A 13,360-nucleotide genomic window follows, 5' to 3' on the forward strand; every position below is an offset into this window, starting at 1 on the left:
CCCCATGTCCGCCGCCCCTCCGGTCGGCCCGGGCGACGAGCCCGGCCGCATCATGTCCGGCGAGATGGCCGAGCAGCCAGCCGTGCTGCGGCGCATCCTGGAGAAGGGCGCGCCCCGCATCCGCGAGACGGCCGCCGAGATCGCCGCCCGCAACCCCCGGTTCGTCCTGCTCGCCGCCCGGGGCACGTCCGACAACGCGGCGCTGTACGCGAAGTACCTGCTGGAGATCGGCTGCGGGCTGCCCTGCGGACTGGCCTCCATGTCCACCACGACGGCCTACGGCGCCCGTCCGGACCTGCGGGACGTCCTGGTGGTCACCGTCAGCCAGTCGGGCGGCTCGCCGGACCTGGTGGCCTCCACCCGTGCCGCCCGGGAGGCCGGGGCCGTCACGCTGGCCGTCACCAACAACCCGGACTCCGCGCTCGCCGCCGTCTCCGAGTACCACATCGACATCATGGCGGGCCCGGAGAGGGCGCTCCCGGCCACCAAGACGTACACCGCCTCCCTGCTCTCCCTGTACCTCTTCGTGGAGGGGCTGGGCGGCCGCGACGGCACCGGGGCCGCCGCGGGGCTGCCCGACCTCGCGGGCGCGATCCTGGGCCGCCGGGCCGAGGTCAAGGCGCTGGCCTCCCGCTACCGCTTCGCCGAGCGCATGGTGATCACCTCGCGGGGCTACGGCTACCCCACGGCCAAGGAGGCGGCCCTCAAGCTGATGGAGACCAGCTACATCCCGGCCCTCTCCTACTCCGGGGCGGATCTGCTGCACGGTCCGCTGGCGATGGTCGACAACATCTCCCCGGTGATCGCCGTGGTCACCGACGGCCGGGGCGGCGAGGCCCTCCAACCGGTGCTGGACCGGCTGCGCGGGCGCGGCGCGGACCTCTTCGTGGTCGGCCCCAAGGCCCAGGTGGAAGCCGCGTCGGCCGGCTTCTCGCTGCCCACGGCAGGGGTCGCGGAGGAGGTGCAGCCGATCCTGGAGATCCTGCCGCTGCAGATGCTGGCGTACGAGGTGACGATCGCCCGGGGCCAGGACCCGGACGCGCCCCGCGCCCTGGCCAAGGTCACCGAGACCCGCTGAAGGGGAGGCCCGCGCTCCGTACGCCCCGGAAGCGGACCGGCGCGGGAGGCGGCCGGCCCGGCCCGGGAACACCCGCGGGCCGCGGCGCCGGGACGGGACCCTCAGCCCGTCCGGCACCGCAGCCCGGAGCTACCTGGCCGGCGGTGTGCGGTGCCCCCGGCCACGGGAGGCGCCGGCGCAGTCAGGGCAGAGAGCGCCGGGTGCCTCGGTCCACTCTCCTGTGCGGGGAGAGTGGAGGTCGTGCTGCCCATTGTGGACTAGACCAATTGCCCGTGTCCATCCGTGTGCGCGACATTCTCGGGCCCGGCGCCGGGCCTGTCCATGCGGTTGCCGCGCCGTCGTTCCCCGGCACGGCCCACCGGGCCGCTCGGTTCGAACGCTTTCGGCCACCCCGGGTACGCTCCACACGTGCCCTCCATGAACGACCTCGTCCGCCAGCACACCGCCCTGAGCGACACCGACCTCGAATGGCTCCACCTGCTGGTCTCGGAGTGGCAGCTGCTCTCCGACCTCTCCTTCGCCGACCTCGTGCTCTGGGTTCCGACCCGCGACGGCACGCGGTACGTCTCCGTCGCCCAGATGCGCCCCAACACCGGCCCCACCTCCTACCAGGACGACATGGTCGGCCACCTGGTGCCGCGCGGCCGCCGCCCGCTGCTGGACGCGGCCCTGGACGAGGGTCGGATCGTGCGCGAGGGCGATCCGGAGTGGCGCGAGGAGGTGCCCGTACGGGTCGAGTCCATCCCCGTGCGCCGCGACGGCCGGGTGCTCGGCGTCATCGCCCGCAACACCAACCTGCTCACCGTGCGCACCCCCTCCCGGCTGGAGCTCACCTACCTCCAGTCCGCCTCCGACCTGGCCCAGATGATCGCCGCGGGGTCCTTCCCCTTCCCGGGCCAGCAGGTCGACATGGACGCCTCCCCGCGCGTGGGCGACGGGCTGATCCGGCTCGACGCCGACGGGATCGTCCAGTACGCCAGCCCCAACGGCCTCTCCGCCTACCACCGTCTCGGCCTCGCCTCCGACCTGGTCGGCCACCACCTCGGCACCACCACCGCCGAACTGGCCCCGTCCCGCGGGCCGGTGGACGAGGCCCTGGTCAAGGTGGCCAGCGGTTACGCGCCGCGCGAGTTCGAGGTGGAGTGCGCGGGCGGGGTGATCCAGCTCCGGGCCATCCCGCTCAAGCCCAAGGGCGTTCGCATCGGCTCCCTGGTCCTGCTCCGGGACGTCACCGAACTGCGCCGCCGCGAACGCGAGTTGATCACCAAGGACGCCACCATCCGGGAGATCCACCACCGGGTGAAGAACAACCTCCAGACGGTGGCCGCCCTGTTGCGGCTTCAGGCCCGGCGGATGGACTCCGAGCAGGGCCGCGAGGCGCTCAACGAGGCGGTCCGGCGCGTCGGTTCGATCGCCATCGTCCATGAGACGCTGTCCCAGAACCTGGACGAGCGGGTCGAGTTCGACGAGATCGCCGACCGGGTCATCGCGATGGTCTCGGAGATCTCCCCGGGCAAGGTGATCTGCCGTCGCACCGGACGCTTCGGCATCCTCGACGCCGAAGTCGCCACCCCGCTCTCGATGGTGCTGACCGAAGTGCTGCAGAACGCGCTGGAGCACGCCTTCGCCGTGGCCGAGCGCGGCACGGTGGAGGTCTCCGCCGTGCGCGGTGGATCGCCCACCGAGGGCCGGCTGCTGATCACCGTCACCGACGACGGGCGGGGGCTGCCCGAGGGGTTCGACCCGCAGCAGGCGGGCAACCTCGGCCTCCAGATCGTACGGACGCTGGTGGAGGGGGAGTTGGGCGGCACGTTCGGCATGGTCCCGGCCCCCGGACGCGGCACCCAGGTGGTGCTGGACCTCCCGGTCCGCGCGGACAAGTAAGGCGGGGCCGGGGGACGGGAGCGCACACAGCGAAGCGGGCCCGGACCGTGGTGACGGTCCGGGCCCGCTCCGTGATGCTCACGTTGCGATGCGCTCCGGGGTACTGCGCGCTGCGACTCGAAGGCGGGGCTGTGCGTACGCTCTGTACGCGCCGCCGGGCTGTGGCTTGGTGCGGTTCTCGCTCAGGCGCTTGCGTTGCGCGCCCGGTTGCGAGCGGCACGGCGCTTCATCGCGCGGCGCTCGTCCTCGCTGAGGCCACCCCAGACGCCGGAGTCCTGGCCGGACTCGAGCGCCCACTGCAGGCACTGCTCCATGACGGGGCAGCGGCGGCAGACAGCCTTGGCTTCCTCGATCTGCAGCAGCGCAGGACCGGTGTTGCCGATGGGGAAGAACAGCTCGGGGTCTTCCTCACGACAAACGGCGTTGTGACGCCAGTCCATGGCTGCTACCTCTCCTTGGTATTACACGCTTGTTGCTTGTGAATGTGAACGCTTTCACGAATCCCCCCGTAGATGACGGGCCGACCCCCAGAAGTACTGGGTGTGGTCACGTGATGGTGAGGAGGGGTTCTGACTCTCAGTGGAGGCCGATGCTGCGGGCCGTCCCGATCGCCATGTAGAGATTCGCAAACCTCGGCGGCGGATACAACCCCTTCTGGAAAGTTTTTTTTGATTCCTCGGTGTCGACTAGGTCACAGGCGCACTTCTTAGGGGTGGAACCCTGGCCAAACGTTCGAGTTAAAGGACTTTCGACCCTTCCACTCACACAATCACACGCAGTGCACGGCGTACGCCTGTGAACGTCACGCTCGTACGCAGTCCCAGGTGGTCGCCGTCCATCTGGAAGGGCAGTGGGACCTTTGAATGCAAGGTGAAGTCCGTGAGGTCATGACGTGAAACAGCGTGCTTTCCGCGAGGCCCCCGCTCGGGGCTCGACGTGAGCAGCTGGGTGCCGTAGCGGGCCACCGCCGGGGTGGACAGCCGCTTCAGTCCGAGCACGTCCAGCGCGGTGTCGAAGGACGCCTTCGGCGAGGCGTAGACCGGACGATTGCCCAGGTAGGTCCAGGGGGCGGTGTTGCAGACTATGGAGAGCGCGAGGTCGGTCACCGGCTCCCGGCCGGGCTCCTCCAGCGTGATCGTCCCGTGTCTGCGGTGGGCTTCGTTCAGGAACTGCCGCACCACCTGGCGCACATACAGGGCGTGCGTCGACCGCTTTCCGGTCTCGCGTTTCTGTTCGACCCGGCCGACCACTCCGGCGTCGAATCCGAGACCGGCGCAGAAAGTGAACCAGCGTTCGGGAACGGCTTCGTCCTCGGTGCCCGGGGTGCCGGCCGCCAGGCCGAGCCCGACCGTGCGTTCGGTCCGTTTCTCCAGGGCGTCCAGAATCGCACCGGTCGCCTCCACCGCGTCGTTCGGCAGCCCCAGGGCGCGCGCGAAGACATTGGTGGACCCGCCCGGCACCACGGCGAGCTTCGGCAGCCCTTCCGGGTCCGGACCGCGGTGCAGCAGCCCGTTCACGACCTCGTTCACCGTGCCGTCCCCGCCGAGGGCGACCACCAGGTCGATGTCGTCGCTGTCCGCGGCCCGCCGGCCCAGGTCCCGTGCGTGCCCCCGGTACTCCGTGGTCACCGCCTCCAGCTTCATCTCGCTGGCCAGCGCGTGGATGAGCACGTCACGGGTGCGGGCACTGGTGGTGGTGGCGGCTGGGTTGACCACGAGGAGTGCGCGCATGACCGCCAGCCTACCTACCGGGCGGTTCGTGCCGAAGTCACGGTGGACGACGACCCCGACCGTCACGCAACGTGACGGTCTGCCCCGCGCTCGTCGAACGCGCCGGGGCGCCGCCCACCCCGGCTTCACTTCCGGGCCCCGGGGATGCCAACCTGAAAGGCGTGAGCACTGAAGCGACCCCGTCCAGCCCGGCGCCCTCCGCAGCAAAGCGGCCGACCCGGATCACGGCCCTCGCGGGCGTCAGCGCCCTCGAAGGCGCGGCGCTCGTCGTCGGCGGCCTCTACCTGCTGGTCATGGGGTTGCTCGGGAAGCTGGAGAGCACCCAGCAGGCGGAGACGGTCGGCATCACCCTGGTCGCCCTCGGCGCGATCCCGCTGATCGCCGCCCGCGGGCTGCTGCTGCTGCGCGGCTGGAGCCGGGGGCCCGCGCTGATCACCCAGATCATGGCCCTGCCGGTGGCCTGGACGCTGCTGCGCTCGCAGGGCGCGCTGATCCCCCTCGGGATCGTCGTGGCGGTGGTCGCCGTCACCGGCCTCGTCCTCGTGCTGAATCCGGCGACCACCCGGGACCTGGGCATCCGCCGGGGGCCGGGCGCGGCCCCCGACGCCTGACCCGTACGGCCCCTACTCCTCGACGAGCAGCCGCTCGCGCAGCTGCGCGAGGGTGCGGGCCAGCAGCCGCGAGACGTGCATCTGCGAGATGCCGACCTCCTGCGCGATCTGCGACTGCGTCATGTTCCCGAAGAAACGCAGCAGCAGGATGCGCTTCTCGCGCGGCGGCAGGCCCTCCAGGAGCGGCTTGAGCGACTCCCGGTACTCCACGCCCTCCAGCGCCTCGTCCTCCGAGCCCAGCGTGTCCGCCACCGCCGGCGACTCGTCGTCGGTGTCCGGCACGTCCAGCGAGAGCGTGCTGTACGCGTTGGCCGACTCCAGGCCCTCCAGCACCTCCTCCTCGGAGATGCCCAGCCGCTCGGCCAGCTCGTGCACCGTCGGCGAGCGCCCGTGCTGCTGGGAGAGCTCCGCGGTGGCCGTGGTCAGCGACAGCCGCAGCTCCTGGAGGCGGCGCGGCACCCGCACCGCCCAGCCCTTGTCCCGGAAGTGGCGCTTGATCTCGCCGACCACCGTGGGGGTGGCGTACGTGGAGAACTCCACCCCCCGGTCCGGGTCGAACCGGTCCACGGACTTGATCAGCCCGATCGTGGCGACCTGGGTCAGGTCGTCCAGCGGCTCGCCCCGGTTGCGGAAGCGGCGGGCCAGGTGCTCCACCAGCGGCAGATGCATGCGCACCAGCCGGTTCCGCAGCTCGGCCTTCTCCGCCGAACCGTCGGGCAGCGCCCGCAGCTCGTAGAACAGGGCCCGCGCCCCGCTGCGGTCGTGTGGATCGTGGTGCCCGTGCTCGCTCATCTGGCCCGCCCGCTCTGCCTGCGACTGCTCCTCCACCGCGACGTCGGGGCGCTCGGGCCCCTCCGGATGCGGCCGGGCCTGCTGCTCCGGGATGCCCGCTGGGTGCACTGCCCCGGACCGGAAAGTCTCGTCCCGCACAGGACCGTCCCCGTTTCCGTCGCTCACGCCGGCCCGGGGCCCGCGCCGCGCTGTTTGTAGAGGCTGATGCTGACCGTACGGTCGTCCGCGACCGTGGAGTCGACCTTGCCCGCCAGTGCGGAGAGCACCGTCCAGGCGAAGGTGTCGCGCTCGGGCGCCCGGCCGTCCGTGGTGGGCGCCGACACCGTCACTTCGAGCGAGTCGTCGACCAGGCGGAAGACGCAACTGAGGACGGAGCCCGGCACGGCCTGCTGGAGCAGGATCGCGCAGGCCTCGTCGACCGCGATACGGAGATCCTCGATCTCGTCGAGAGTGAAGTCCAAACGCGCTGCGAGACCGGCCGTGGCCGTCCGCAGCACCGACAGGTAGGCACCCGCAGCGGGCAGCCGGACTTCCACGAAGTCCTGACTCCCGGGCTCGCCTGCGATCTGGGACACCCTCACCTCCAAGGTGGCACAAACTCTTTCGAGGTTCCGGGAAGGGCGCCCGGAGCCATGCGGTCCGTCGACGGTTCTCGGCCCGGCGACGTTATCGGATCCATGATGCCGTGTCGTACGGACCCCACCCTCCGCCCGTCACTCATGGTAAGTCCATGCGTACGGACAGTGGCTAGGGGTCTGCGGCGGCCAATTGCGAAGAACCAGCGCCGCATTGACGTACCCAGGCCTCAGACGATCGAACCGTCCTCGAAGCACCAGCGCCAGCTCTCGCCCGGCTCGAAGCTCCGCATCACGGGGTGGCCGGTCGCCCGGAAGTGGCCGGTGGCGTGCCGCAGCGGCGACGAATCGCAGCAGCCGACGTGCCCGCAGGTCAGACAGAGCCGCAGCTGCACGGGGTGGGTTCCGGCCTCCAGGCACTCGGGGCACGTCCCGCCGAGCGGCACGGGCTCGGGGCGTGGCAGATCCGCTGTGTGCGCGCACTCGCTCATGATGGGCAGGTTACGACGGAACCGAGGACGGTGTGATGGACGCGCTGCCGCTGATCGCCCTGGTCGCGGTCGGCGCGGCGGTGGCCGGGGCCGCCCGCCGCACGCCCGTGCCCGCCCCGCTCGTGCTGGTCGCGGCGGGTCTGGTGGCCGGATACCTGCCGGGCGTCCCGACGTACCACCTGGACGCCCACGTCGTGCTCCCGCTGCTGCTCCCGCCGCTCCTCCACACGGCGGCCCTCGACAGCTCCTACCTGGATCTGCGGGCCAACATCCGGCCGGTCGCCCTGCTCTCCGTGGGCTACACCCTCTTCGCCACCGTGGCCGTCGGCTGGCTGGCGCACCGGGCGATCCCCCAGCTGCCGCTGACCGCCGCGCTCGTCCTGGGCGCGGTCGTCGCTCCCCCCGACGCCGTGACGGCCGCCGCCATCGCCCGCCGGGTCGGGCTGCCCGCGCGGGTGACCACGATCCTCCAGGGCGAGTCCCTGGTGAACGACGCCACCGCGATCACCGCCTTCAAGGTGGCGCTGGCCGCCGCCGTGGGGGAGGGGATGAGCTGGGGCGAGGGCATCGGCGAGTTCCTGCTCGCCGCGGTCGGCGGGGTCGGCGTCGGGCTGCTGCTGATGGTGCCGCTGCACTGGCTGCGCACCCACCTCAAGGAAGCGCTCCTGCAGAACACGCTCTCCCTGCTGATCCCCTTCGTGGCGTACGCGGCGGCCGAACGGGTGCACGCCTCCGGCGTCCTCGCCGTGGTCGTCGTCGCCCTCTACCTGGGCCACCGCTCCTGGCAGGTCGACTTCGCCACCCGCCTCCAGGAAGCGGCCGTGTGGAAGATGACGGCCTTCATCCTGGAGTCCGCCGTCTTCGCCCTGATCGGGCTGCAGCTGCCCTTCGTCCTCAAGGAGCTCGGCCCCTTCGGCGTGGGGGAGGCGCTCGGGTACGCGGCCCTCGTCCTCCTGGCCGTCGTCGTGGTCCGCTTCGTCTGGGTCTACCCCGCCACCTACCTGCCCCGGTGGCTCTCGCGCCGCGTACGGGAGCGCGAACCGGGCACGGACTGGACCGCGCCGCTCATCGTGGGCTGGGCCGGGATGCGCGGGGTCGTCTCGCTCGCCGTCGCCTTCTCCATCCCGGTGCTCACGCACGAGGGCACCCCGTTCCCGGCCCGCAACCTGGTGCTCTTCCTCACCTTCACCACCGTCATCGGCACCCTGGTGGTCCAGGGCCTGACCCTGCCCGTCCTCGTCCGCGCCCTGAAGCTGCCGGGCCCCGACCCGCAGACGGTCACGCTCATCGAGGCGCAGGCCCAGAACGAGGCGTCCGAGGCGGCCGAGATCCGGCTGCGGGAGCTGCTCGACGACCCGCGCAACAGTCTCCCGCCGCCCCTGGCGGACCGGTTGCGCACCGTGCTGGAGCGCCGCCGCAACTCCGTGTGGGAGCGGCTCGGCGCCGCCGACCCGGTCACCGGCGAATCGGCGGACGACACTTACCGGCGGCTGTCGCGGGAGATGATCCAGGCCGAGCGCGAGGTCTTCGTCGGCCTCCGCGACGAGCGGCGGATCGACGACGAGATGCTGCGTACGCTGCTGCGGAGGCTGGACCTGGAGGAGGCCGCCGCCTACCGGGAGGCGGACGGCCCCTGAAGCGGGCCGTCCGGGGCGCCGGTGACCACGGCGGCCACCCGGGCGCCCGGCGCGAACGCCCCCTCCCCGGCCAGCGCGGCCAGCCCGAACAGCAGCTTGGCGACGTAGACGCGTTCCACAGGCAGCCCGTGCCGCTCCTCGAAGTCCGCGGCGAAGGCGTCCAGCTCAGGGGCCCTGCGGGCGTAGCCGCCGAAGGTGAAGCGCTCCTCCAGCCTCCAGTCCCCGGCGGGGGAGCCGAACGCCTCGCGCTGGAGCCGCGCCACCTCCCCGGCCAGGAAGCCGCCGCCGACCACCGCCACGCCCAGCGCCCGCTGACCGGCGTCCAGGCCGGCGGCGAGCCCGGCCAGCGTGCCGCCCGTCCCGCAGGCCACCGCCGCCACGTCCACCTCACCGGCCAACTCGCGCCCCAGCGCCGTACAGCCCTGTGCGGCCAGGGCGTTGCTGCCGCCCTCCGGGACCACCACCACCTCCCCGAACAGCTCCCGCAGCTCCTCCAGGACCTCGGGAGCGGTCTTCGCCCGGTACGTCGTACGGTCCACGAAGTGCAGCCGCATGCCGTCGGCCGCGCACCGGGCCAGCGAGGGGTTGAGCGGCCGGCGGGCCAGCTCGTCGCCGCGGACGACGCCGATGGTGGGGAAGCCCAGCAGCCGTCCGGCCGCCGCGGTGGCCCTCAGGTGGTTGGAGTACGCGCCGCCGAACGTGAGCACGGTCCGTCCGGCGGCGGCCTCCAGGTTGGGCGCGAGCTTGCGCCACTTGTTGCCCGGGAGCTCGGGGTGGATCAGGTCGTCCCGCTTGAGGAGCAGCCGTACGCCGTGGCGCGCGAAGCGCTCGTCGTGGACCTCCCGCAGCGGGGAGGGCACCCGCGGGCGCAGCAGGGCGTCGGGGCGGGGCGGGCCGGTCATCCGCCCATTGTCGCCCGTCCGCCGTGCCGGAGCGGGGGCGGGGCCGTGCCGGCTCCGGCTCAGGAGGAGGCCGGCCAGGGGTCCGGGCGGAACACCTCAGGAGGCCGGCCACAGGTCCGGGCGGAGCACCTCAGGAGGCCAGCCACAGGTCCGGGCCGAACACCTCGTAGTGGACGTCGGCCGGCCGGACCCCCGCCTCCAGCAGTCGCGCCCGGACCGCCCGCATGAAGGGGAGCGGTCCGCACAGGTAGGCGTGCGTCCCCGGCCGTACGGTGATGCCCTCCAGGTCGACGAGGCCGGTGCGGTTCTCCGGGTGGCCGTCCTCGGGGTTCTCGTACCAGAAGTGCGCTTCGGCGTCCGGGAGCTTCTCCGTCAGCCCGGCGTGGTCGGTGCGCAGGGCGTGGTCGGCCGGCGAGCGGTCGCCGTGCACGACGGTGACCGGACCCCGGTGGCCCTCCTGTGCGAGGTGGTCCAGCATCGCCACCACGGGGGTGCAGCCGATGCCCGCGGAGGCCAGCAGCAGGGGTGCGTCCAGGTCGTCGAGCACCAGGTCGCCGTAGGGGGCGGAGAGGCGCAGCAGGTCGCCCGCGCGGGTGTGCTCGTGCAGGTGGCGGGAGACCTCGCCGTCGGGCGTGCCCCGCCCGCGCACGCGCTTCACGGCGATCGACCGCAGCCGGTCGGAGGGGGCGCCCACGATGCTGTACTGGCGTATCTGGCGGGCCCCGTCCGGGAGTTCCACCTGTACGGAGACGTACTGACCGGGGCGGAAGGCGGGTGCGGGCGTGTCGTCGGCGGGGCTCAGCACGAAGGTGGCGACGTCCTCGGTCTCCTCGACGCGGGAGGCCACCTCCCAGGTGCGCCACACGTCGCCCGCCGTCACGCCCTGCTGGGCGTAGAGCCGCGCCTCGACGGCGATGAGCGCGTTGGCCATCAGCCAGTAGACCTCGTCCCAGGCTTCGGCGACCTCGGGGGTGACGGCGTCGCCCAGGACGTCGGCGATGGCCGCGAACAGGTGGGTGTGCACCACTGCGTACTGCTCCGGGACGACCCCGAGCGAGGCGTGCTTGTGGGCGATGCGGTCCAGCATCACGTCCGGCCGGGTGTCCGGGTGCTCGACCAGTGCGGTGGCGAACGCGGCGATCGAGCCGGCCAGCGCCTTCCGCTGGTCGCCGGAGGCCTGGTTGCCCCGGTTGAACAGGTCCCGCAGCAGCTCGGGATGGGCGGCGAACAGCTTCTCGTAGAAGAGGTCCGCGATCTCCCCGATGGCCGCGCCGACGGCGGGGAGGGTGGCACGGACGGTGGCGGCGGAACGGTCGGAGAGCATGAAGGGGCTCCTCGGGGTGAGGGGGAAGTGGTGCCGGACAGTTAATTGGTACGGATGATGCGTATTTTTGGGCAGGGGGTGGCCCGCCGGTGCGGCGGGCGCGTTCAGGAGGGCCGGTCGGGCGGGGCGGGTCGGTCGGACGGGACGGGCGGAACGGGCCGGACGGGCGGCGGGCCGCTGCCGATGCCCAGGAGGAGCGGTCCGGTGGGGGAGGCGACGAGATCCGCGACGGTGAGCGGCTCCAGGGTCGCGTAGAAGGCGTCCTGGGCCCGGCGCAGGGCGCCGCGCAGCCGGCAGTCCGAGCGGAGGGGGCAGGGGGTCTCGCCCTCGCACTCGACGACCTCCTCCTGCGGTCCCTCCAGCTCCCGCACCAGCGAGCCGATCGACGCGGAGCGGCCGACGGAGGTCAGGGCGAGCCCGCCGCCCCGACCGCGCCGGGCGTCGAGGAGGCCGAGGTGCTGGAGCCGGGCGACGACCTTCGCGGCGTGCGTGTACGGAACCCGCATGGACGCCGCCACCTCGCGGGTGGTCGGCGCCTCCCCGGCCTGCGCGACCGCCAGCCGCATGAGGACGCGGAGGGCCACGTCGGTGAATCTCGTCAACCGCATGGGCCCAGCGTAGATAAGTTGCATATTTGATGCAAATTAAAGGGGCTGTCCGGCGATGCGGGCCAACATGCCCCACCTGAAGGGGGATTAGTCGCACTCTTTTGTGTAATGGCGGCCCGGGCTCCGCGCTGAAAGGCTCGTGCACGCAGGTCAGCCCAAGATCGAGAGGACGTCAGATGTCCGTTGGTGAAGAGGTTCGCGACACGCAGGCGCCGCCGCAGCAGAGTCTGGGGACGGCGGCTGCGCGGAACCTCGCGACGACCACCAAATCCGCGCCGCAGATGCAGGAGATCTCCTCCCGGTGGCTGCTGAAGATGCTGCCCTGGGTGCAGGTGCAGGGCGGCACCTACCGGGTGAACCGCCGGCTCAGCTATGCGGTCGGCGACGGGCGGGTGACCTTCGTCCAGACCGGGGACCGGGTGTCCGTGATCCCCGCGGAGCTGGGCGAACTGCCCGCCCTGCGGGACTTCGGCGACGAAGAGGTCCTCGCCGAGCTCGCCCGCCGGTGTGAGCAGCGGGACGTGGCCGCGGGGGAGGTGCTCGCCGCCTCGGGGGACGCGGCGGACCGCGTCTTCCTGCTGGCGCACGGCAAGGTCGCCAAGATCGGCGCCGGCCCCTACGGGGACGAGACCGACCTCGGAGTCCTCGCGGACGGCGCGTACTTCGGCGACCAGAGCCTGGTCGACGGGGACGCCGTCTGGGAGTACACCGCCCGGACGGTCACCCCGTGCACGCTCCTCACCCTGAGCCGTGCCGACGTGTACAACCTCGCGGAGCGCGCCGCATCCCTGCAGGGCCACCTCGCCGGCCTGCTCTCCATCCCGCAGCAGCGCACCAACCGCTACGGCGAGGCGGCGATCGACCTCTCCGCCGGACACGTGGGCGAGGCGGTCGTCCCGCACACCTTCGTCGACTACGACGCCGCGCCCCGCGAGTACGAACTGAGCGTCGCCCAGACGGTGCTGAAGGTGCACAGCAGGGTCGCCGACCTCTACAACCAGCCGATGAACCAGACCGAGCAGCAGTTGCGGCTCACGGTCGAGGCGCTGCGCGAGCGCCAGGAGCACGAACTCATCAACAACAAGGAGTTCGGCCTGCTCAACAACTGCGACTACGGTCAGCGGCTCCAGCCGCACGACGGCGCGCCCAGCCCCGACGACCTGGACGAACTGCTCTCGCGCCGCCGCGGCTCGAAGCTGTTCCTCGCCCATCCCAAGGCCATCGCCGCCTTCGGCCGCGAGTGCAACCGCCGCGGGCTCGTCCCCGAGAGCGTCGACGTCGGCGGCCACCACGTGCCCGCCTGGCGCGGGGTGCCGATCTTCCCCTCCAACAAGATCCCCATCTCCGACGCCCGCACCACCTCCATCATCTGCATGAGGACGGGGGAGGCCGAACAGGGCGTCATCGGCCTCCAGCAGACCGGTATCCCCGACGAGATCGAGCCGAGCCTCTCGGTCCGCTTCATGGGCATCGACGAACAGGCGATCATCTCCTACCTGGTGACGGCGTACTACTCCGCCGCCATCCTGGTACCGGACGCCCTCGGAGTGCTGGAGAACGTCGAGGTCAGCCGCTGGCACTGATCCGAGTCCCCGGGGGGCGGGACGGCGGCGGCCGTCCCCCCCCCCCGGCCCCCCCCCCCCCCCCCCCCCCCCGGCGGGCACCCCCCCCCCCCCCCCCCGGGCCCCGCCGCGGTAGGGCACCAGGGCCCGGCGCGCCAGGAGCCCA

13 protein-coding genes are annotated in these 13,360 nt (G+C 72.3%); 5 read left to right on the top strand and 8 right to left on the bottom strand.

Annotated elements, in window-relative coordinates; genetic code table 11:
- Nucleotides 1-4 precede the first annotated feature (4 nt).
- Together ACH4K1_RS20585 and ACH4K1_RS20590 are read left to right on the top strand one after the other, a co-directional pair.
- Nucleotides 5-1,078 carry an SIS domain-containing protein gene (locus ACH4K1_RS20585; RefSeq protein ID WP_398090719.1) on the top strand — a complete coding sequence of 358 codons (1,074 nt, stop codon included), beginning with the start codon at nt 5-7 and terminating at the stop codon, nt 1,076-1,078.
- A gap of 417 nt (nt 1,079-1,495) precedes the next feature.
- Complete coding sequence (locus tag ACH4K1_RS20590; RefSeq protein ID WP_398090836.1) at nt 1,496-2,962, top strand: sensor histidine kinase; 1,467 nt, start codon at nt 1,496-1,498, stop codon at nt 2,960-2,962.
- A 182-nt stretch (nt 2,963-3,144) separates the two neighbouring features.
- Here the strand turns inward: ACH4K1_RS20590 and ACH4K1_RS20595 are convergent, their stop codons facing one another.
- Nucleotides 3,145-3,402: a WhiB family transcriptional regulator gene (locus ACH4K1_RS20595; protein ID WP_003953983.1), complete on the bottom strand. Its 258-nt coding sequence runs from the start codon at nt 3,400-3,402 to the stop codon at nt 3,145-3,147.
- Nucleotides 3,403-3,723: 321 nt separating this feature from the next.
- Nucleotides 3,724-4,692: a diacylglycerol/lipid kinase family protein gene (locus ACH4K1_RS20600; RefSeq protein WP_398090720.1), complete on the bottom strand. Its 969-nt coding sequence runs from the start codon at nt 4,690-4,692 to the stop codon at nt 3,724-3,726.
- Between the two features lie 161 nt (nt 4,693-4,853).
- On the opposite strand from ACH4K1_RS20600, the gene ACH4K1_RS20605 reads away from it, so the two are divergent.
- On the top strand, nt 4,854-5,303 hold the full coding sequence (locus tag ACH4K1_RS20605) for a hypothetical protein (RefSeq protein ID WP_398090721.1): 450 nt from the start codon (nt 4,854-4,856) through the stop codon (nt 5,301-5,303).
- A 12-nt stretch (nt 5,304-5,315) separates the two neighbouring features.
- Here ACH4K1_RS20605 and ACH4K1_RS20610 read toward each other — a convergent pair whose 3' ends face one another.
- From ACH4K1_RS20610 to ACH4K1_RS20620, 3 genes are all read right to left on the bottom strand, one after another.
- Nucleotides 5,316-6,260 carry an RNA polymerase sigma factor SigF gene (locus tag ACH4K1_RS20610; protein ID WP_398090722.1) on the bottom strand — a complete coding sequence of 315 codons (945 nt, stop codon included), beginning with the start codon at nt 6,258-6,260 and terminating at the stop codon, nt 5,316-5,318.
- The gene (locus tag ACH4K1_RS20615) at nt 6,257-6,670 is read right to left on the bottom strand and encodes an anti-sigma regulatory factor (protein ID WP_030113604.1); all 414 of its coding nucleotides are present in this window, start codon (nt 6,668-6,670) and stop codon (nt 6,257-6,259) included. The genes ACH4K1_RS20610 and ACH4K1_RS20615 overlap by 4 nt, the downstream gene beginning before the upstream one ends.
- A 230-nt stretch (nt 6,671-6,900) precedes the next feature.
- Entirely contained in the window at nt 6,901-7,161 is a 261-nt protein-coding gene (locus ACH4K1_RS20620; RefSeq protein ID WP_398090723.1) for a UBP-type zinc finger domain-containing protein, read from the bottom strand.
- Nucleotides 7,162-7,196: 35 nt separating this feature from the next.
- Between ACH4K1_RS20620 and ACH4K1_RS20625 the strand changes: the two genes are divergently transcribed.
- Complete coding sequence (locus ACH4K1_RS20625) at nt 7,197-8,798, top strand: Na+/H+ antiporter (protein WP_398090724.1); 1,602 nt, start codon at nt 7,197-7,199, stop codon at nt 8,796-8,798.
- Here the strand turns inward: ACH4K1_RS20625 and ACH4K1_RS20630 are convergent.
- From ACH4K1_RS20630 to ACH4K1_RS20640, 3 genes are all read right to left on the bottom strand, one after another.
- A complete protein-coding gene (locus ACH4K1_RS20630) occupies nt 8,774-9,700 on the bottom strand; it encodes a 1-aminocyclopropane-1-carboxylate deaminase/D-cysteine desulfhydrase (RefSeq protein WP_398090725.1) in 927 nt (308 codons plus the stop codon). The two genes, ACH4K1_RS20625 and ACH4K1_RS20630, sit on opposite strands and share 25 nt — an antisense overlap.
- Nucleotides 9,701-9,830: 130 nt before the next feature.
- Nucleotides 9,831-11,024, bottom strand: a complete 1,194-nt coding sequence (locus tag ACH4K1_RS20635; RefSeq protein ID WP_398090726.1) for a globin domain-containing protein — start codon at nt 11,022-11,024, stop codon at nt 9,831-9,833.
- Nucleotides 11,025-11,128: 104 nt separating this feature from the next.
- The gene (locus ACH4K1_RS20640) at nt 11,129-11,632 is read right to left on the bottom strand and encodes an RrF2 family transcriptional regulator (RefSeq protein WP_398090727.1); all 504 of its coding nucleotides are present in this window, start codon (nt 11,630-11,632) and stop codon (nt 11,129-11,131) included.
- Between the two features lie 176 nt (nt 11,633-11,808).
- Between ACH4K1_RS20640 and ACH4K1_RS20645 the strand changes: the two genes are divergently transcribed.
- Complete coding sequence (locus ACH4K1_RS20645; RefSeq protein ID WP_398090728.1) at nt 11,809-13,215, top strand: family 2B encapsulin nanocompartment shell protein; 1,407 nt, start codon at nt 11,809-11,811, stop codon at nt 13,213-13,215.
- Nucleotides 13,216-13,360: the final 145 nt, after the last annotated feature.

Origin of the sequence: Streptomyces sp. NPDC017448, assembly GCF_044330565.1 — a bacterium.
GTDB lineage: Bacteria > Actinomycetota > Actinomycetes > Streptomycetales > Streptomycetaceae > Streptomyces.

Bases quoted from the DNA above. Each gene is read 5' to 3' on its own strand.
- ACH4K1_RS20585 (WP_398090719.1), top strand. From the start codon at position 5: ATGTCCGCCGCCCCTCCGGTCGGCCCGGGCGACGAGCCCGGCCGCATC.
- ACH4K1_RS20645 (WP_398090728.1), top strand. From the start codon at position 11,809: ATGTCCGTTGGTGAAGAGGTTCGCGACACGCAGGCGCCGCCGCAGCAG.
- ACH4K1_RS20625 (WP_398090724.1), top strand. From the start codon at position 7,197: ATGGACGCGCTGCCGCTGATCGCCCTGGTCGCGGTCGGCGCGGCGGTG.
- ACH4K1_RS20630 (WP_398090725.1), bottom strand. From the start codon at position 9,700: ATGACCGGCCCGCCCCGCCCCGACGCCCTGCTGCGCCCGCGGGTGCCC.
- ACH4K1_RS20595 (WP_003953983.1), bottom strand. From the start codon at position 3,402: ATGGACTGGCGTCACAACGCCGTTTGTCGTGAGGAAGACCCCGAGCTG.
- ACH4K1_RS20600 (WP_398090720.1), bottom strand. From the start codon at position 4,692: ATGCGCGCACTCCTCGTGGTCAACCCAGCCGCCACCACCACCAGTGCC.
- ACH4K1_RS20620 (WP_398090723.1), bottom strand. From the start codon at position 7,161: ATGAGCGAGTGCGCGCACACAGCGGATCTGCCACGCCCCGAGCCCGTG.
- ACH4K1_RS20590 (WP_398090836.1), top strand. From the start codon at position 1,496: ATGAACGACCTCGTCCGCCAGCACACCGCCCTGAGCGACACCGACCTC.
- ACH4K1_RS20635 (WP_398090726.1), bottom strand. From the start codon at position 11,024: ATGCTCTCCGACCGTTCCGCCGCCACCGTCCGTGCCACCCTCCCCGCC.
- ACH4K1_RS20640 (WP_398090727.1), bottom strand. From the start codon at position 11,632: ATGCGGTTGACGAGATTCACCGACGTGGCCCTCCGCGTCCTCATGCGG.